General features: G+C 49.1%; 15 protein-coding genes and 1 pseudogene. 2 read left to right on the top strand and 14 right to left on the bottom strand.

Features of this window, described 5'->3' with window-relative positions; translation table 11 throughout:
* Position 1: 1 nt before the first annotated feature.
* The 7 genes from LC508_RS03655 to LC508_RS03625 all read right to left on the bottom strand — a co-directional run bounded on the left by LC508_RS03655 (position 2) and on the right by LC508_RS03625 (position 7926).
* Positions 2-1900, bottom strand: a complete 1899-nt coding sequence (locus LC508_RS03655; protein WP_033139457.1) for a YgiQ family radical SAM protein — start codon at positions 1898-1900, stop codon at positions 2-4.
* On the bottom strand, positions 1897-2574 hold the full coding sequence (locus LC508_RS03650; protein ID WP_033139456.1) for an HAD family hydrolase: 678 nt from the start codon (positions 2572-2574) through the stop codon (positions 1897-1899). The genes LC508_RS03655 and LC508_RS03650 overlap by 4 nt, the downstream gene beginning before the upstream one ends.
* A complete protein-coding gene (locus LC508_RS03645) occupies positions 2567-3283 on the bottom strand; it encodes a pseudouridine synthase (protein WP_103732195.1) in 717 nt (238 codons plus the stop codon). Before LC508_RS03645 ends, LC508_RS03650 begins: the two co-directional genes overlap by 8 nt.
* On the bottom strand, positions 3283-4638 hold the full coding sequence (locus LC508_RS03640; protein ID WP_103732194.1) for an RsmF rRNA methyltransferase first C-terminal domain-containing protein: 1356 nt from the start codon (positions 4636-4638) through the stop codon (positions 3283-3285). The genes LC508_RS03645 and LC508_RS03640 overlap by 1 nt, the downstream gene beginning before the upstream one ends.
* Positions 4639-4651: 13 nt before the next feature.
* Positions 4652-5470, bottom strand: coding sequence for a GTP pyrophosphokinase (locus LC508_RS03635; protein ID WP_033139453.1), 819 nt, complete (start codon positions 5468-5470; stop codon positions 4652-4654).
* A gap of 187 nt (positions 5471-5657) precedes the next feature.
* On the bottom strand, positions 5658-6326 hold the full coding sequence (locus LC508_RS03630; protein ID WP_225305309.1) for a M23 family metallopeptidase: 669 nt from the start codon (positions 6324-6326) through the stop codon (positions 5658-5660).
* A gap of 151 nt (positions 6327-6477) precedes the next feature.
* On the bottom strand, positions 6478-7926 hold the full coding sequence (locus tag LC508_RS03625) for an aminoacyl-histidine dipeptidase (protein ID WP_054351298.1): 1449 nt from the start codon (positions 7924-7926) through the stop codon (positions 6478-6480).
* Positions 7927-8405: 479 nt separating this feature from the next.
* Between LC508_RS03625 and LC508_RS03620 the strand changes: the two genes are divergently transcribed.
* A complete protein-coding gene (locus tag LC508_RS03620; protein ID WP_033141725.1) occupies positions 8406-9350 on the top strand; it encodes a sporulation protein in 945 nt (314 codons plus the stop codon).
* Here the strand turns inward: LC508_RS03620 and LC508_RS03615 are convergent.
* The 4 genes and pseudogenes from LC508_RS03615 to LC508_RS03600 form a co-directional block, all read right to left on the bottom strand.
* Complete coding sequence (locus LC508_RS03615; RefSeq protein WP_033141726.1) at positions 9330-9956, bottom strand: hypothetical protein; 627 nt, start codon at positions 9954-9956, stop codon at positions 9330-9332. The two genes, LC508_RS03620 and LC508_RS03615, sit on opposite strands and share 21 nt — an antisense overlap.
* A gap of 22 nt (positions 9957-9978) precedes the next feature.
* A complete protein-coding gene (gene coaD / locus LC508_RS03610; protein ID WP_033141727.1) occupies positions 9979-10470 on the bottom strand; it encodes a pantetheine-phosphate adenylyltransferase in 492 nt (163 codons plus the stop codon).
* Positions 10471-10480: 10 nt separating this feature from the next.
* A pseudogene (gene rsmD, locus LC508_RS03605) lies at positions 10481-11038 on the bottom strand (16S rRNA (guanine(966)-N(2))-methyltransferase RsmD); the annotation flags it as partial.
* 14 nt (positions 11039-11052) lie between these two features.
* Entirely contained in the window at positions 11053-11445 is a 393-nt protein-coding gene (locus LC508_RS03600; RefSeq protein WP_033141729.1) for a methylglyoxal synthase, read from the bottom strand.
* Positions 11446-11710: 265 nt separating this feature from the next.
* Between LC508_RS03600 and LC508_RS03595 the strand changes: the two genes are divergently transcribed.
* Positions 11711-11932, top strand: a complete 222-nt coding sequence (locus tag LC508_RS03595) for an alpha/beta-type small acid-soluble spore protein (RefSeq protein ID WP_033141730.1) — start codon at positions 11711-11713, stop codon at positions 11930-11932.
* A 133-nt stretch (positions 11933-12065) separates the two neighbouring features.
* Here LC508_RS03595 and LC508_RS03590 read toward each other — a convergent pair whose 3' ends face one another.
* The 3 genes from LC508_RS03590 to recG all read right to left on the bottom strand — a co-directional run bounded on the left by LC508_RS03590 (position 12066) and on the right by recG (position 18443).
* Complete coding sequence (locus LC508_RS03590) at positions 12066-12485, bottom strand: DUF6465 family protein (protein WP_033141731.1); 420 nt, start codon at positions 12483-12485, stop codon at positions 12066-12068.
* Between the two features lie 84 nt (positions 12486-12569).
* Positions 12570-16367: an FtsX-like permease family protein gene (locus LC508_RS03585; RefSeq protein ID WP_033141732.1), complete on the bottom strand. Its 3798-nt coding sequence runs from the start codon at positions 16365-16367 to the stop codon at positions 12570-12572.
* A gap of 18 nt (positions 16368-16385) precedes the next feature.
* A complete protein-coding gene (gene recG, locus LC508_RS03580) occupies positions 16386-18443 on the bottom strand; it encodes an ATP-dependent DNA helicase RecG (protein ID WP_103732462.1) in 2058 nt (685 codons plus the stop codon).
* Positions 18444-18466 lie beyond the last annotated feature (23 nt).

Below are 18466 nucleotides of genomic sequence, written 5' to 3'. Positions count from 1 at the left end.
ATCACCTACTCTTCTTTTTGTGGATATTTCTTATGGTTTTCTTTTTCTGTGTATTTCTGCGGTCTTTCATTTTGCTGCCGCGCTCGGCTTCCTTCCTCTTTGTATCACTGCCATTTCCTGTACGGATGAGACATTTTCTGTCTGTCCCAATCAGGTCAGTCCTTCCCGCCGTTATAAGGGCCTCTTTTACAAGTTCCCGGTTCGCGGGGTTCTTATACTGGATGAGGGCCCGCTGCATGGCTTTTTCATGGGGATTTTTCGGTATATATACCGGCTCCATGGTTCTCGGGTCCAGGCCGGTATAATACATACAGGTGGACATAGTGGAGGGTGTGGGGTAGAAATCCTGCACCTGTTCCGGCGTAAATCCCATATCACGCACATATTCCGCAAGCTTGACAGCCTCCTTCATGGTGCATCCCGGATGGGAAGACATGAAATATGGCACTGCATACTGTTTTTTACCGGTGCGCGCATTGGCCTTTTCAAAATCTTTCAGAAATTTTTCATACACCGCATGTTCCGGCTTGCCCATATAGGTAAGCACCTGGTCGGAAACGTGCTCCGGCGCCACCCGAAGCTGGCCGCTCACATGATACTGCGCAAGCTTCTCCAGAAATTCCCTGTCCTTGTCTGCCTCCACATAATCAAAGCGGATCCCGGAACGGATGAAAACTTTCTTCACCCCTGGAATCTCCCGGAGTTTTGCCAGAAGCTCCAGGTAGTCCCTGTGATCTGCCTCCAGATTTTTGCATGGTTTCGGATACAGGCACTGACGGTTTTTGCAGACACCCTTTGTCATCTGCTTTTTGCAGGCTGGCTGGCGGAAATCCGCGGTAGGACCGCCCACATCGTGGATATACCCCTTAAAATCTTTCTCCTCTGTACACATGACAGCCTCATCCAGAATGGATGCGTGGCTTCTTACCTGTACGATCCTTCCCTGATGAAAGGTAAGGGCACAGAAATTACAGCCTCCGAAACATCCCCGGTTGCTGGTGAGGCTGAATTTGATTTCTTCAATTGCTGGTATCTTCCCCATTTTCTCATACATGGGATGATAGGTACGGGTGTAAGGCAGACCATACACCTCATCCATCTCCTGTGTTGTGAGTGGTTTGGAGGGCGGGTTCTGCACCAGATACCCCTGTTTTTCATATGGTTCTGCCAAAACCTTTCCGGTAAAAGGGTCCATATTCTCATACTGAATGCGGAAACTCTCGGCATAGGCTTTCTTGTCCCTGCAAAGCTCCTCATAGGAGGGCAGGATCACGCCTCCCGGCAGTTCCATAGTACGATATACCGTACCGGGTATATCATGGATATCACGGATGGACATCCCCTCATTCAAAGCTCTGGCAATGGCAAGGATACTCTTCTCCCCCATACCGTAGGAGATCATATCTGCCCCGCTGTCCAGAAGCACGGAGCGCTTCAGGGAGTCAGACCAATAGTCGTAATGGGCAAATCTTCTGAGGGATGCTTCAATACCGCCAATGATCATGGGTGTGTGTTTATAAATCCTGCGGATCAGATTGCCGTACACAATGACTGCCCGGTCAGGGCGAAGCCCCATTTTCCCTCCGGGAGAATAGGCGTCTGTACTCCGGTGCTTTTTTGATACGGTATAGTGATTCACCATGGAATCCATATTGCCTGCTGACACAAGAAAGGCCAGACGCGGTTCCCCGAACACAGTGATGCTTTTCTCATCTTTCCAGTCAGGCTGTGCAATGATCCCCACACTGTATCCGTAAGATTCCAGAAGCCTGGTAATGATAGCCGTACCGAAAGAGGGGTGGTCCACATAGGCATCCCCGCTCACATAAACAAAATCCGGCTGTGTGATTCCCCTCTGTTCCATCTCCTGCCTTGTCACCGGCAAAAATCCCGTTGTCATAAAAGCACCTCATATGTGTGATTCATCACCTGAAAATAATCATCAATATAATAATCTGCCAAATCTTTCTTCTTATCTGCCTGTTGTGCACTGAAGGCGTCCTCCACGGCACAGACCTTCATACCGGCATTTTTCCCGGCCAGGATTCCCATGGGGACATCCTCAAACACAAGACACTCCTCCGGCTTTTTATGTAAGCCCGCCGCTGTCTTCAGGTACACATCCGGGGCCGGTTTGCCTGCCGGCACGTCACAGCAGGTGGTAATGTCCGTAAAGTATTCTTCTATGGAATGGGCTTTCAGCACCATCCGGATCAGCTCGATACTGTTGCTGGAACAGATGGCCGCAGGAATTTTTCGCTCTTTTAAATAGCCCAAAAACTCACGCGCCCCTTTCTTCAGGGGAATCTCATGGCAGTATTTGTGTTCTGCCATGGTCACCCAGGTACTTTTGATGGCTTCCAGGGAATCCGGAAGGGCAAAGCGTTCTTTAAAATATGCCGCGGTCTCCGTGAACCCCATTCCCTCCAGCTCCTGCTGGAACTCTTCCAGGTTCTCCGGCACTTCCAGCCCTTTCATGGCCAGAAATTCCTCGTCCACAGCCTTCCACATCCACATGGAATCCACCAGGGTTCCATCCAAATCAAATAATACTGCATTGATATTTTCAAGCATTGTTTTTTAACCTTTCTATCTCTTCCTCTGAAAGTTTCCGGTATTGTCCGGGTTGTAACGTTTCATCCAAAATAAGGCTTCCCATGGAAAGCCTTTTTAAGTATAACACCTCATTGCCCACGGCTGCAAACATTCGCTTCACCTGGTGGAATTTCCCTTCTCTGATGGTGATGAAGCACTGTCTGCCCTCCGGCTCATACTCTGTGATCTCTGCAGGCATGGTAAGATTTTTTTCACCGATGTCCACACCTTCACACAGCTTTTTGCAGTCCTCCTCGGAAAGTTCGTCCCTCAGGCGCACAAAATATGTCTTGTCCACATGCTTTTTCGGGGAGAGCAGCCTGTGAGCCAGCGCCCCGTCATTGGTGATAAGAAGCAGCCCCTCTGTATCCCTGTCAAGCCTGCCTACGGGAAACAGATCTTTCCTCTTTTTGGAAGGTATGCAGTCCAGCACGGTTTTGTCCCTGCTGTCCTCTGTAGCAGAGACCACGCCCTGGGGTTTATTGAGCATATAATACTCAAAATCTTCATATACTACACGCTCTCCGGAAGACAAAATCTCATCTGTCTCCGGGTCCACTTTCAGCTCCGGCTTTGTGGCGGTCTCACCGTTTATGGTGACCTGTTTGGATTTCAGAAGCTTCTTTACCTCACTTCTGGTACCAAGGCCCATATCCGCCAGATATTTATCTAATCGAATCTTTCCCATTACTGCCATCTCCATCCGGCATAGTATTTATTTTTCAGGATTCCGCCTGCCAGCTTGCCGAATCCCAGAGGATAGTCCCTGACACATATAAGCTGCCATCCCTTCTGCTTTTCCACCGGCAGATCCGATACATCCAGAGTTTCCCCTTTCAGATATTTGACTGTGCGCACATCCTCAGGCTCCAGCCGGATACAGGAGACAAATTCCTCCGGCTTTAAAGCCATGGCCAGTGCCTGTGAAGGCTCAAATCTGTTTTTCTTCACATCACCCAGATAGAGTCCTGTGCGCAGGAAGCGCAGCTTCGGCACTTCCACCCTGCCCGGGAGCAGGTAAAGTCTGTCCCTGTCCAGTTTTAAGTTCTCCCTGTCTATAGGATATGACAGAAGCGATAAGAACTCCTCCGCACAGTCCGGCAGCTTGGGTGCTTTTCTTTTCCCGGTCCGCAGATTTTCCTGCCCCGGTCTGCTGTCCTCTCCGCTTTTTTCAAGCAGCGCCAGAAAATGTCCTTCGCCCGGCATTCTGTGAGGGAAGATCCTGACACATTTTTCAAGTCCGGCGCCTTTTGCAAATCCTTCATAGGGAAGGATTTCCTTCAGACGCATATCCGGCATCTCCTGCAGCAGATATTCAATCACTTCCTCGTCCTCTTTCCTTGAAAATGTGCAGGTGGAATACAAAAGCATTCCTCCCCCGCGCAGCATGCGGGCACCCTGGAGGATGAGCTTTTTCTGTACAGGCACATAGGCCTCAGGTCCTCTCTCCTTCCAGTATTCCATCATTCTGGGTTCCCGGTGGAACATTCCCTCCCCGGAACAGGGAGCGTCTATGAGTACCTTGTCAAAAAAGCTTGTAAAATTCCGCTCCAGAACCTCCGGGTCCTCGCTTGTCACATAGACATTGGGAATGCCTGCCATCTCCAGATTCTTAAGCAGAGCCTTTGCCCGGCTGCTGCTGATGTCGTTGGCCAGAAGCATTCCTTGTCCCATAAGCCGTCCACCCAGCTCCGTGGCTTTACCGCCCGGAGCCGCGCACAGATCCAGTACGCAGTCTCCCGGTTCTACAGGAAGCCTGCTGGCCGGTGTCATAGCGCTTGGCTCCTGCAGATAATATAATCCGGCAAAATAATACGGATGCCTGGATGCCCGCTCCTCCTCCTTCAGAAAATACCCGTTTGGTATCCAGGGTATCTTCTCCATGGAAAAGGGGGTGATGGCTTCAAATTCTTCGCAGGTAATCTTTGCTGTGTTGACACGGAGTCCCTGCATGACCGGCAGGTCAAGGCTCTTTTTATAGGCCTCCAGCTCCGTGCCCAGCAATTCTTTCATCTCTTGTTCATAATCACTCGGCAGATTCATTGTCTCGTCCTTTTTACATAATTTCTTCTGTAGCTACTGCCTGGGCCCGATAGCCCTCAGCGATAATATCCAGCTCCCGGTGGAACCGTTCCAGTCTGGATAAATCCTTAGTCTCATAAATCCGGTAAAACTCATCCTGTATTTTTGCCACTTCCCTCTTGTTGGAATAGTGGTATAGATTCTCAATATTATTCAGAATCCCTGACACCAGATTAGACTGGTGCAGCATGGAATTCTGGGCATCCATAACCTCATTCCGGACAGAAGACATTTCCTCGTCCAGAAGCAGTATGGACTGGGCTGCATGATTTAACCGCGCCTTTAAGTGAGGCGGCATATTTCCCTTATACTTATATTGCAGGGAATGTTCGATGGTAGCCCAGAAATTCATGGCAAGTGTCCGGATCTGGATCTCAGCCCTGATGTCTTTCGGGCCATCCAGAGTCTCCACATGATACAGAACGATCATATGATAGCTTCTGTAGCCGCTCTCCTTCATGTGTGTGAGATAATCCTTCTCCTCCACCACCTGCATATCCCGGCGCTTTCTTATGATCTCTGCCACTTTTTCAATATCTTCATAAAACTGGCAGATCACCCGGATGCCGGCAATATCTTCCACCTTCTCCTCCAGGTCTGCCCAGGATATATTTTTTCTCTGCATTTTTTCCAGAATACTGTTGATCGTTTTGACTCTTCCGCTGACTTGTTCAATGGGGGAGTACAGGTCCTTTTCTTTGTGCTCCTTCTTCAGATGGTTGAATTTAATAACCAGCTCTTTGACAGCAAGTTCATACGGAATCAGCAGTTCACGCCATAAATGTATCTCCATAAGACATTACTCCTTACCAGTGCGCCTGTTTTTCTATCCCTTATCATTGCCGCGTCTGCTGCGGCACAATCTGCGGGGTGCCCAAGTGGGTATCCGGAGCCGCGCGCTTTGTTTTCCCTATAACGGCCCGGTTTTCGCGTAAGGTATTTTAAGTATAGCATATTTCTATAACTCTCACCATAGAAATTCAGTAACTTATCTCCTTTGTATGATCCTTCAGGTATACAAGCACAGGGTACGGGTTCAGAGCATATTCCTCATCCTGACCGTATCTTGTGTATAATCCCATATGTAAATGGGGTGCAAACTTTCCGCAGGTCCCCTCCTCACCATATCCGCTGTCACCTAAAAATCCCAGAAGCTCTCCCGCCTTCACAGATTCCCCCTCCAAAAATTCTCTGCCGTAACCGCTCAGATGGGCATAGTAAAAATAGCCGCCTTTCGGACTTCGGATTCCAATCCTCCAGCCGCCCAAAGGGAGCCATCCCACTTTCTCCACGGTTCCGTCCGTGATGCTGATGACAGGGTAATACCCGGAAAGCATTGCTTTACCGAAAATGTCGCAGCCTTCATGTTTCCGCTTTCCTCCATAATTCCGCTCCTCCATCCAGGTATCCGTAAAGGAAAACGGATCTTCCCTTTCCTGAGGGCGGACTGCAAGGGGAAAATACTCCATATCCTGCCAGAAAGGCAGATATAGCCGCATTTCTCTTGGAGACATTCCCGCTTTCTCCATCTCCTCCACAGGAATACCGGCCTCACGCAGGGTATCCAGGGAAACATGTTCTTTCAGGGAACTGATGGCAAAAACATCCGCAAACACCAAAATCAGAAAAAACAGTATCCATTTCCGCACAAAAATTCCCCCATCTGACATAAAATTCGGCTGTGCCTGTACCAGAGCCTGTAAAGATCGGCTCTTACCCGTACATATCATTTTATGAACAGACAGGGGAAAATATTCCAATTATTTATGACAATAGAAAATTCGCAGAGCGTGCTTTCTATTATTTCAATCTTTTCAATACTTCCAGCAGATACTCATAGACCCTTGCTGTGGAGGAGATGGAAAGTGTCTCCTCAGAAGTATGGATATCCTTCATATTCGGTCCGATGGAGATACAGTCAAGCCCCGGGATCTTCTCATAGAACAGACCGCATTCCAGACCTGCATGAATCACCTGGACAGCAGGCTCCTCCTTATACATTTCTTTATATACCTGTACCATCAGCGGACGCAGGACAGAATCCTGGCGGTACTCCCATGACGGATAATCTCCTTCCACATGGTACTCACCTCCCAGAAATTCAGTCAGGTACTGAATCTTTCCTGCCAGCGCCTTCTTGGCAGAACCTGCGGAGCTTCTCACGCTGGTGGAGCAGGCCAGGCACTCACTTTCCAGTCTTGTAACCCCCACATTGCAGGAAGTCTCCACAAGCCCGTCAATGAAACCGCACATTTTCTGAATACCATTGGGATAATTCATAAGGAAGAAGATTACTTTTTCCTGGCTTACAGGATGAAGCACCTGTTCCGTCTGCTCACCCCGGCATACAGCCGTCACTGTGATACCCTCATCTGTACCTGTATACTCTTTTCTCAGCATCTGTGTAAACTCTGCCGCATAGCTCACCAGCTTTTCCCCGTCTTCCTGTTCTGTCAGCACGGATGCCTCTGCCTGGCGCGGAATGGCATTGTCCTTTTGTCCGCCGCTCAAAGAAATCAGCCCAAACTCTCCGAACTCTCTGAATTCGTGGAGAAATCTGGCCAGAAGCAGTGTGGCATTTGCCCGGATCTTATCAATCTCCGCTCCGGAATGCCCTCCCAGAAGTCCATCCACCTTGATATCATAGCGGATTCCTGTCCTCTCCTGATAATTAACAGGCAGCTCGCTGATACTAGTCATACCGCCTGCACAGCCTGCCCAGAGGATTCCCTCCTCCTCGGAGTCCAGATTGATCAGGTATTTTCCCTTTAACGGGGCAGTATCCAGTGCGGATGCGCCCAGAAGTCCGATTTCCTCATCCACGGTAAACACAGCCTCAATGGCCGGATGCTGCAGTTTATCATCCTCCAGAATGGCCAGCTCATAGGCCACGGCAATGCCGTCATCCCCGCCCAGAGTCGTACCGTCCGCATGTATAATATCGCCCTCCACAAAAAGTGTGAGCGGATCCTTCGTAAAATCATGTGTACTGCCCGGAAGCTTCTCGCACACCATATCCACATGCCCCTGCAGAATCACTCCCGGTGCATTCTCATATCCACTGGCTGCATCCTTAAAAATGATCACATTCCCTCTCTCATCCTGTATATAGCGAAGGCTGTGTTCTTTGGCGAAAGCCGCAAGATAATCACTGATCTGCTGTGTATTGCCGGAACCATGAGGAATTTTTGTGATCTCCTCAAAATAATGGAACACTCTTTCCGGTTTCAGATTTTCTAATACTGACATATTGATTCCTCCTGTAATTTTATTCCTCTGCTGTCTTCTATTTTGTCACATTCTCCCCCGCTTGGCAAGGGGATGGGGGATTTTTACCTGTTTTAGTTTGGTGGCTCACGGACGGGGCGGCGGGGGGAAGCTGTCTGTGTCCGCTCGAGGTTCCGGAAGCAGTGAGCTAACCGATAACTGCGGCTAAGACGCTCAGCATAGGCTTCGCGCCTAAGTCTCCGTAATCGGTGGATCTCACAGCCTCCTCCACTTAGCCTCACTGACACAGACAGCTTCCCCCCGCCACCCCTGCTCCTTTTCTCCGGAAGTCTAAAACATATAAACTTTTTAGCTATAGTAAAACATTCAAAAAGCACCAAAAACAAAGCAACTTACACCCGCTGTAAGTCCTTCAAAACACATCCTCCTCCCATACACTTCCGTCCGCATTCATCCTCATACCCCCGCATATAATTAAAAAAACCCCAGGAGCTCCCTCTATGAAACGTTTTCTATTCCTACTCCCCTTCCTAATTATGCTATCCTTTCTCCTCCTATTCCCGGACACCTCATTTACCTGTGCAGCTTCCGGCCTGATGCTGTGGTTTGAGACCCTGCTGCCTTCTCTGCTGCCCTTCATGATCATTTCAAACCTGCTGATCCGGACTGACCTGCTGAAAAAATGGATCCGCATACCGTCAGGCCTGTGGCACCGCTTTTTTGCCCTTACCTGTGACGGCGCCTACGCACTGCTTCTGGGATTTGTCTGCGGCTATCCCATGGGCGCCAAGGTGACGGCTGACCTCTACCGGGAAAACCGGATTTCCAAAAAAGAGGCAGAATACCTTCTCACCTTTGCCAATCACCCTGGCCCGTCCTTTCTCTCCTCCTATGTCTGCCTGCAGGCGCTGGGACAGAAAGCACTGATCCTTCCCACCTACTGCATCATTTATCTTGCCAACTACCTGTGCTGCCTTCTCTTCCGAAAGAAAGCAGACCACAGCGCCATTGCCGCTGACACCTGCCCCCCGGCAGGAAATGAAAAAGAGATATCCATCCAATCCCCACTGGGAGAAATTCTGGATACCTCTATTATGAACGGATTTGAGTCCATCACAAAACTGGGAGGATATATCATCCTCTTTTCTGTCTTCCAGGGTGTCATCAAAAAAGTATTTACACCTCTCGGGCCGGTTATGTATGTCATGTGCGGTGTCACGGAAATGACCACCGGAATCACTGCCCTGGCAGGCACCGGCTGGAGTCTTACTTTTTTATACCCCATGCTGCTGGGGATCACCGCCTTCGGCGGCATCTGCGTTGCAGCCCAGACAAAGTCCATGCTTGCGGGAACAGACCTGTCCTTCGGGCCTTATGTATGGGCAAAGCTTACAAACTTTCTGCTCACAGGCCTTCTGGCATTCTTATTCGTCGAAATCATCTAAATCATCGTCATCCAGGGAAACGCCCTCAGTCTCCGGTGCAGCCTCCTGTACCGGCGCAACGCCTCCTAACTGAGGCTGCAGTTCGCTTCTGTTTCTGTTGATCACATCCAGAGAAGCCTGCAGGGAACGTACGAACTCATTGTATTTGGAACCGGCATCCTCAAGAGTATTCGCCATGATCTGACCCATGTTAGCCATCATTTCATCGGTATAGGAAATTGCACTGAGGCGCAGATTGTTGGCATCGTTTGTTGCCGCGTCAATGATATCCTGTGCCTGACGGTTAGCAGTATTCACAGTCTCATTGGCCTGCGCGTATGCCTGCTGCATCACCTCAGACTCTTTTACCATCTCCTGTACCTGCACTTTTGTCTCAGCGATGATAGCGTCTGCCTTAGCCTGGGCATCAGCCAGGATGGCATCCTTATTGCTGATGATCTTCTGGTATCTCTTGATTTCATCCGGAGTCTTCATACGCAGTTCACGAAGCAGTTCTTCTAATTCTTCCTTGTTCACTACGATTTTCGTGGTGGACAATGGCTGATATTTGCAGCTCTCTACATATTCTTCAATTTCTTCGATAATCTGTTCAATTCTGCTACTCATAATCATTCTCCTTATTGTATTCTTACTTTTTTTCCTTCTGTGCGAATTTCTCTCTCACTTTTTCAACGACGTATTCCGGAGCGAACTTGGAAATATCCGCGCCGAAATAGGCGGCTTCTTTTACAGTGGTGGAACTCAGATAAGCGTACTCCAGGCTGGTAGTCAGAAACATGGTATCCACATCTCTGGCAAGCACCCGGTTGGTCTGCGCCATCTGCAGTTCATATTCAAAATCGGTAATTGCCCGCAGACCGCGGATAATCACCTTGGCATCACAGCTTCTGGCAAAATTCACCGACAAGCCTGAAAAGGATGTTATCTTCAGGTTCGGGATATCTGCCGTCACTTTCTTTAATATATTAACACGTTCTTCCACAGAAAACAACGGACTTTTTTCAGAATTCATCAAAACTCCAACAATTACCTCATCAAAAAGTTCCGCTGCTCTCCTTATCACGTCCAGATGTCCAAAAGTTGCCGGGTCAAAACTGCCCGGATAAATTGCTCTCACCATTGCTCGTATCTCATGCCTTTCTCAGGAAAATGTGCCGGTTCGTCTTGTATCTCTTGTCTTTTACCATTGTGAAGCCATACTCTTCCAGATAATCAAAAGGTGTCTCTAAGGAGGCTTCCACCACAATCAGGGTGTCCTCATCCACATAGGATGCTTTGGAAAGCACCGAAAGCACCTGTTTTTCCAGTTCCCTGTTATAGGGAGGGTCCATGAAAATACAGCCGAAGGGCTCACTGCCCTCCAGAACACCCAGGGCGGAAAATACGTCCTGGCAGTAAAGTTCTGCGCTGTCAGCAAGCCGGGTAAATTTCAGATTTTCCCGGATACACTCTGCCGCTTTTTTATTTTTTTCTATAAAGACACACGAATATGCCCCTCTGCTCAATGCTTCAATCCCGATGGCACCGCTGCCTGAAAATATATCCAGGAACCGGCAGTCACACAGATACGGCTGCAGCATATTGAACAGCGTTTCCTTGATTCTGTCGGTGGTCGGCCGGGTGTCCGTACCGGGGATTGTCTTGAGGGGCATACTCTTTGCACTTCCTGCAATCACTCTCATCTTGTTGTAATTCCTTTTCTCTACTTATTCATACGCCAGTCCAGATCCCCCTGGTCAAGTCCCAGTATCAGGGATTCCGCTGTAGCGATGTTTGTAGCGATAGGGATATTGTACTGGTCACAGCACCGTGATATCTGGTAGACATCCGGTTCTTTCTGATCGATCATAGCCGGGTTATAGAAAAAGATCACCATATCTATATCACCGCGTTCTATCATCTCCGTAAACTGCTTATCGCCGCCCATGCTTCCCGGAAGGAATTTATGCACATGCAGATTGGTCACTTCTTCAATCCTTCTGCCTGTGGTTCCGGTGGCATAGACCTGGTGTTTTGCCAGAATATTCTTATAAGCAATACAAAAATCTTCAATCAGAGGTTTTTTACTGTTGTGCGCTATAATACCAACATTCATATTCTATCATCCTCATTTTCTTTTATCAGAACAATTATAGCAAATATAACAACTAACTGCAATTATTATTTTAAATTTTATACATATTTTACAGAATTATACAAATCCCCTTACGCAAATTAAATGTTTTATTCACCGAATCACTATTGTAATACAATTCACAAAATTTGTCAAAACTTGAAAGAACTTCTAGGTGTAAAAAAAGTAATAAATCACATACTACCATTGTAACAAAAAAACAAAACATTTAAGGAGGAAGAAAAACATGTCTAACACAAATTCTTCTAACAGCGCAGCAGTACCCGAAGCAAAGAGTGCATTAAACCGTTTCAAATATGAGGTAGCCAACGAGTTAGGTGTACCGCTTACAGACGGTTACAACGGAAACCTGACTTCCAAACAGAACGGTTCCGTTGGTGGTTATATGGTTAAGAAAATGATCGAAGCACAGGAAAGACAGATGTCAAGCGGATCTACTCAGCTTTAATCTTCGTCCTGCCTGAGAAACATACTTTCTCAGAAAAAAGTTGAATGATCACTCATTCAAAAAAGAGGGCGCTTCTTCCGCATGAAGGAGCTCCCTCTTTTCCTTTTACATAAAACCCGTTGAAAATAAGTTCTTATAAATCCACTTTATTTCCGCCTTCTTTGTATTCATTGTTGATCACATAGTAAGCGGCGTTCTCTTCCGGTTTGATGTAAATCTGCATTTCTTTGATGTCGCTCTCTTTTTTTCCGGTCTCGTCCATCCATGCTTTTTTTACACTGTTTTCAATATCTTCAACCTTGTATTCGTTGCCCAGGCACTGAACATAAACAAATTTCTTTGCTTCCGCAGCTTTTGCGGCAGGTTTTACGGCTGCTTTTTTCTCAGCTACGGCTTTCTTTGCAGCGGCACGTTTTACAGGCTGTTTTTTCTCTGGTGTTTTTGCAGCTTTTACTGGTTCTGCAGCTTTTGCTGCCTCTGTCTTCTTCTCTTCGGTCGTTGTCTTCACAGCCTCTGTCGCAGCTGCTTTTGTCGTTGATTTCTTAATAGGCATAATAAATCTCCTCCTTTTACATACCCTTTGAAATTTCGATTTTCCCGTTAATCATATACCTTTTCCGGGAAAATTTCAAGTTTTTTACTCTACACTTTTCATGGACTCCACCATATCCACCTTTTTCAGACGGAAATGCATGAAGAAATTTACCACTGCTGAAAAGAATAAAGTGATCAGGATACTGTACACAAAACTGATGATTTCTATGTCTCTGCCGAACATCATAATATCTGTCTCGGCAGTCAGAATCACGAACCGATGCAGGATTTTTCCGAAGAAAATTCCCAGAAAACAACCAATCAAAGTCAGGCACACATTCTCCCTGAGCACGTATCTGGATACCTCCATATCATAAAAACCCAGAACCTTCAGGGTTGCCAGCTCCCTGATACGCTCACTGATATTAATATTATTCAGATTGTACAGAACAACAAATGCCAGAAGACCCGCGGCGATGACCAGCACATAGATGACCGTATCCAGGCTTTTCAGCATATTGGCGATCCTGTCCGCTGTCTTTGTAATAAATGAGACCTCAGATACCTGATCATAGGCCATATATTTCTCCTGCATGCTGTCTTCAAATGCGCTGTCCGTGGAAGTATTGATTGTAAGATAGTCCACAAATTCCGGCGTTTCCCCGAATACTTTGCCGTACAGCTCAGGAGAGATGTAGATGTAATGGAGGAAATAGTTCTCCGTGATATGGGAAACCTTCACCTCAAAATGATCTGTCTCCTCCTCCTTCAGAACCACAGTGTCGCCCTCCTTCACATCCAGCAGCTTTGCCAGCTTCTCTGATATGATGATCCCGTCATCGGAAAGCTCGTAATGCTCCTTCGTCGTACGGCTGCGCAGGTCGGCATATTTTTTAAATTCCTTTGCATTCTCAGGCACCATCACATAGGCGCTTTTGGTCACATCCTCTTTCTCATTTTCGATATCCATGGAGGTCTTGTAAACTGCCATAAAGGATTTGATATCCTTATCCTTTTCCATGGCGTCCATCACTTCCTCTTTTTCCTCCGGTGTGGTTTTATCCTCTAATACAATCTCTGCGTGGTAGGACAACAGGTCATTGTACTGGATCGTACCGATGGAGCGGACCGAATCCTTCACGCCGAATCCCACCAGCAAAAGTCCCATACAGCCGCCGATGCCCAGAACCGTCATGAAAAACCGCTTTTTATACCGGAACAGGTTCCGGACCGTGGACTTGTTGGTAAAGCTCAGGTGGTTCCAAATGATTCCCACACGTTCCAGCAGCACTCTTTTCCCCGACTTCGGAGCCGCGGGACGCATCAGGGTTGCCGGTGTGGACATCAGTTCCTTATAACAGGCGATTCCGGCTGCCGCGGTAGTACAGGCAATGGCCAGCAGAGTGGAGGATATGGAATATCCCGCGTGCAGCGGTGCCACCGCCTCAGGAAGATTGTTGTAGAGGATACCATAGGCATTGATGATGACAGGGGGCAGTATCTTCTGCCCTGCCACCAGTCCCGCCAGACTGCCAATGAGGGATGCCAGAAGCGCGTAACACAGATACTTTGCCGCGATGGAGAGTTTGCTGTATCCAAGTGCTTTCAGCGTTCCGATCTGGGTTCTCTCCTCCTCCACCATTCTTGTCATGGTGGTAAGGCATATCAGGGCTGCGACCAGGAAAAAGATCGCCGGAAATACGTCTCCTATGGCCTTTATCCTGTCTGCATCCTGCTCGTATTCCACATAAGTCTGTATGAAATCACGGTTGAGAATATACCATTTTGGCACCTCCAAATCATCCAGATCCTTCTGCCCGTCTGCCACCTTCTGCCTGGCATCTGCAATCTTCTCATCCGCATCCGCCTTCTTTTCCTCATATTCCCTGCGTCCGTCCGCAAGCTTCTTCCGGTTCTTTTCAATCTCAGACTCCCCGTCCGCGATCTCCTTCTCCCCGTCCGCAAGCTGGGCCTTTCCATCCTCAAGCTCTTTTCTTGACTGCGCGATCTGAGCCTTTGCGTCCGCAAGCTCCTGCTCTTTGGATTCCAGAAGCTCCCTGGCCTCATCAAGCTGATTTTCTCCATCCGCAAGCTGAGCTGCCCCGTCCTCTATCTGGGCCTTTCCCGCTGCAAGTTCTGCTTCCTTTTCCGTAAGCAGTACCTCTGCCTGGGCAATCTGGTCCTCTCCGTCTGCAAGCTCTGCCTCCTTTTCTGCCAGGGTTTCCGCCTGGGCATCAAGTTGGTCGAGCTGCTTTTTCAGCTCCTCCAGTGCAGCCGGCAAGGTCTGCTGCTGCTCTTTTAACTGAGGTAAGGCATTGTCCATCTGGGCTTTCTGCTCCTCTAACTGCTGCAGGGTATTCTGAAGATCCGCAAGCTGTCCTGAGGCCGCAGAGATACCTGCCTCAATCTGGGCTTCCTGCTCTCTGGCTTCATTTAACTGCTCCTCCAACTGCTGCCGGATATCCTCTGCCTCAGGGGGGACAGCGGCAAGCTGCTCTTCCAACTGGGCGATTCCTGCCTGAACAACCACCTGCTTCTGTTCCAGATCCGCGATCCCTGCTTCCGCCTGATGAATGCCGTCCGTAACCTTTGCTATGCCGTCCCGGACAGCCGGGAGTCCGGCCTCTATCTCCTGAATCTTCTGCTCTACCTGGGCAATGCCTGCCTCCGTCTGGGCAATGCCGTCTGTAAGCTGCTGCCTGCCCTGGGCGATCTGGGCTTTGCCTTCCTCCAACTGGCTGCGACCGTCAGAAAGAGCTGCCTTCTGTGCGTCAAGCTCCTGCCATCCCTCTGCGATCTGATTCTCGCCGTCCGCTGTCTGGGCTTCTGCCTCCTCCAGCTCCCGGCTCTTCTCCTCCAGTGTGGAGGCATTTTCATAGTAGGTATTCCAGCCGTCTGCAAGCTGGTTCTCCCCGTCTGCGGCCTGTGCTTCCCCATCCGCAAGCTGAGCCTCCCCGTCAGTCAGTTTATCCCTGGCTGTCTGCAGCTCTTTTTTGGCATCGTCAAGCTTTTGCTGGGCGTCCGCAAGTTCTTTTTCCCCGTCATCCAATTCCTTTTTGGCATCCTCCAGCTTCTGCTGGTTCTCCTCTATCTCTGCAGATGCATCATCCAGCTTTTCCTGTCCTTCCCGATAGACAGACTCGTAGCGGATATCACAGCGTCCGTCCGCTATGGCATCCAGATGGTCCTCCACCTCTTTTACGGTATCCTCGTACTTATCTGAACCTGATAAAAGCTCTTTTGCTCCCGCCACCCGTATCACAGCCTCTGTATAGACCTCCAGGGAAAAGCTTTCTGCCGGAATGACCAGGAAACTGCTCAGCTCGCCGTTTCCTATTTTGCTGGTGCCCCTGTCCAGGCTGAGATAATAGGCAGTCGTTCCGCTTCCCACAATCTTGTATTCTGTGACAGCAAGCGTATCTGCTATGTCATCATCTGTACCGGATTTCACAGAGATCGTATCTCCGATTTTATATCCGGAAAGACTCAAGAACCGTTCATCCGCAAGGCATTCATCCTTTTTTTCGGGCATACGGCCCTGCTTTACTGTTATCTTATTGATATCCTCATAGGCTGACATCATGCGCACAACAAGCTGTGCTTCTTCCGTACTGCACAGCACATCCGCGCTGTAGCCGCCCCGCACGGACTCCACACCCTTTATATCCCGGATCGCATCTATGTCCTTCTCCGTCAGGCCCAGGTCACTCAGCACGCGGATATCCATGAAATTGCTCTTGTCATACAGAAGGTCTGCCGACATATTCATATCCGGGGCCGCTGCCCTTACACCGGCAAAAAAGGCCACGCCCAGTGCCGCAATAAGCATTATGGACAGAAACCGGTTCCTTGTCTTTTTTATCTCCATAAAAAAATCTTTTGCTAACGCATTCTTCTTCATGCTGTCACACCTTTTTCTCTATAGTCCCGGCAGCTCCAGCCGTTCCTTCGCATAATCCAGAAGACGTTCTCTGAGCCTTCTGTGTTGTTCCAGTGACAGATCCGGGTCCAGCTTGAGGATCGCGCCTCCCGCCTCACTGGCCTCCTTCAGCACCTGTGCATCCTGGTAAATGTCAGCCAGCGCAAATTCCATATCCCCGCTCTGCCGGATTCCGAACAGATCCCCGGGTCCCCGAAGCCGCAGATCCTCCCCTGCGATCTCAAAGCCGTCATTGGATTTTACCAGGATCTCCAGACGCTCCTTTGTCTCCCGGGCATCCTGCCCCTGCATAAAGATACAGTACGACTGATGTTCTCCTCGTCCTACGCGTCCCCTGAGCTGGTGAAGCTGGGCCAGGCCAAACCGCTCCGCATTCTCCACCATCATGACGGTGGCATTTGGAACATTTACGCCGACCTCAACCACTGTGGTGGAGACCAGTATCTGTATCTCATTGGATGCAAAAGCACTCATGATCTTATTTTTTTCGGCAGGCTTCATTCTTCCGTGAAGAGGTTCCACCCTGATCTGCGGAGGCATGATATCTCGCAGGCGCTGTGTATAATCCAGTACATTTTCCGCTTCCAGCCCCTCGCTCTCCTCCACCATGGGGCAGATGACATAGACCTGTCTTCCTGCCTGAATCTCCCGCTCCATAAAAGCATATGCTTTCGGACGGTAAGAAATATCCACCACACAGTTTTTTATGGGCAGCCTTCTGGCCGGAAGCTCGTCAATCACGGAGATATCCAAATCCCCGTACAAAATGATCGCCAGGGTCCTTGGTATGGGTGTGGCACTCATGACAAGAACGTGAGGCTTCTCCCCCTTTTTAGAGAGATCATCCCTCTGGCTGACCCCGAAGCGGTGCTGTTCATCGGTGACCACCAGGGCCAGATTCTCATACTGCACCTTCTCCTGGATCAGGGCATGGGTACCCACAACCATTCTGGTTTGTCCTGAGGATATCTTCTCATAGATCAGCCGCTTTTCCTTCGCAGTACAGGAACCTGTCAGCAGCACCGGTTCATAAGCAAGCCCCTGCTCCTCCAGCAGCTTCTTCAGCGCCTCAAAATGCTGTGCTGCCAGAACCTCTGTGGGGACCATAAGGGCAGACTGGTAACCGTTTACGGCTGCCAGTATCATGGATAAGAACGCGATAATGGTCTTGCCGCTTCCCACATCCCCCTGCACCAGCCTTGACATAAGGGAATGGCCTGTCATATCCCGCTCTATCTCTCCCCAGACACGCCTCTGGGCATTGGTCAGGGGATAGGGAAGGTTTTCTATGACATTCTCTGTCTCCCAGACCGGCTTTATGTTAAAATAGCTGACTGCGTCCTGGGTCTTCTCTTTCATCATGCGCACAGCCAGTATAAAAAACAAAAATTCATCAAAAACAAGTCTTCTCCTGCCAAGAAGCATATTCATTTTATCTCTGGGAAAATGAATTTCCGATATTGCAAAATTATACTCTGCCAGATGATAGTGGCTGCGGAAATCCTCAGGCAGATATTCCTGCACAATCTCCTTCTCCTCCAATGCCTGATGCATGGTCTTGACTACCAGCTTGTTGGTCAGTCCCTTTGTCAGGCCGTATATGGGGTTCAGGGTGTGCAGCATTTCCCCGTACTTTTCGGGGGTGAACACTTCCGGGTGCTCCATGGTAAGGCGGCCCTTTTTCTCTGTGACCATTCCACGAAATATGTAGCAGCTTCCCGAGGCTATGGTGTTTCTTAAAAAGGGCATGTTATACCAGGTCAGGGAAAGGCTTTGTCCCTCCTCTTTCAGAGCTGCCGTCACCACAGTGAGCCTGCCTGTACTGCGCACCCCCACTTTTCCGGCTATCCTTCCGGCCACAGCAGCTTTTTTGCCCGGCTTTAGCTCTGCCAGGCTTACCGGCTGCGCGTATTCCTCGTAATCCCTGGGATAGTACCTAAGCAGGTCGCCTACGCTTCGTATCCCCAGTTTTGCAAATAATTTTTCTGTCTTCTCTCCAATCCCCTTGATGGAACGGATCGCATCTGCTTCTCTCATCTTTGTAACTCCATCTCCGGCTC

The sequence above is a fragment of the Blautia parvula genome (assembly GCF_020215665.1).
Lineage (GTDB): Bacteria > Bacillota > Clostridia > Lachnospirales > Lachnospiraceae > Blautia > Blautia celeris.
Note: the sequence above shows the minus strand (reverse complement) of the source record. Positions and strands in the feature narration are given on the sequence as shown.

Bases quoted from the DNA above. Each gene is read 5' to 3' on its own strand.
- LC508_RS03655 (WP_033139457.1), bottom strand. From the start codon at position 1,900: ATGACAACGGGATTTTTGCCGGTGACAAGGCAGGAGATGGAACAGAGG.
- LC508_RS03650 (WP_033139456.1), bottom strand. From the start codon at position 2,574: ATGCTTGAAAATATCAATGCAGTATTATTTGATTTGGATGGAACCCTG.
- LC508_RS03645 (WP_103732195.1), bottom strand. From the start codon at position 3,283: ATGGGAAAGATTCGATTAGATAAATATCTGGCGGATATGGGCCTTGGT.
- LC508_RS03640 (WP_103732194.1), bottom strand. From the start codon at position 4,638: ATGAATCTGCCGAGTGATTATGAACAAGAGATGAAAGAATTGCTGGGC.
- LC508_RS03635 (WP_033139453.1), bottom strand. From the start codon at position 5,470: ATGGAGATACATTTATGGCGTGAACTGCTGATTCCGTATGAACTTGCT.
- LC508_RS03625 (WP_054351298.1), bottom strand. From the start codon at position 7,926: ATGTCAGTATTAGAAAATCTGAAACCGGAAAGAGTGTTCCATTATTTT.
- LC508_RS03620 (WP_033141725.1), top strand. From the start codon at position 8,406: ATGAAACGTTTTCTATTCCTACTCCCCTTCCTAATTATGCTATCCTTT.
- LC508_RS03615 (WP_033141726.1), bottom strand. From the start codon at position 9,956: ATGAGTAGCAGAATTGAACAGATTATCGAAGAAATTGAAGAATATGTA.
- coaD (WP_033141727.1), bottom strand. From the start codon at position 10,470: ATGGTGAGAGCAATTTATCCGGGCAGTTTTGACCCGGCAACTTTTGGA.
- LC508_RS03600 (WP_033141729.1), bottom strand. From the start codon at position 11,445: ATGAATGTTGGTATTATAGCGCACAACAGTAAAAAACCTCTGATTGAA.
- LC508_RS03595 (WP_033141730.1), top strand. From the start codon at position 11,711: ATGTCTAACACAAATTCTTCTAACAGCGCAGCAGTACCCGAAGCAAAG.
- LC508_RS03590 (WP_033141731.1), bottom strand. From the start codon at position 12,485: ATGCCTATTAAGAAATCAACGACAAAAGCAGCTGCGACAGAGGCTGTG.
- LC508_RS03585 (WP_033141732.1), bottom strand. From the start codon at position 16,367: ATGAAGAAGAATGCGTTAGCAAAAGATTTTTTTATGGAGATAAAAAAG.
- recG (WP_103732462.1), bottom strand. From the start codon at position 18,443: ATGAGAGAAGCAGATGCGATCCGTTCCATCAAGGGGATTGGAGAGAAG.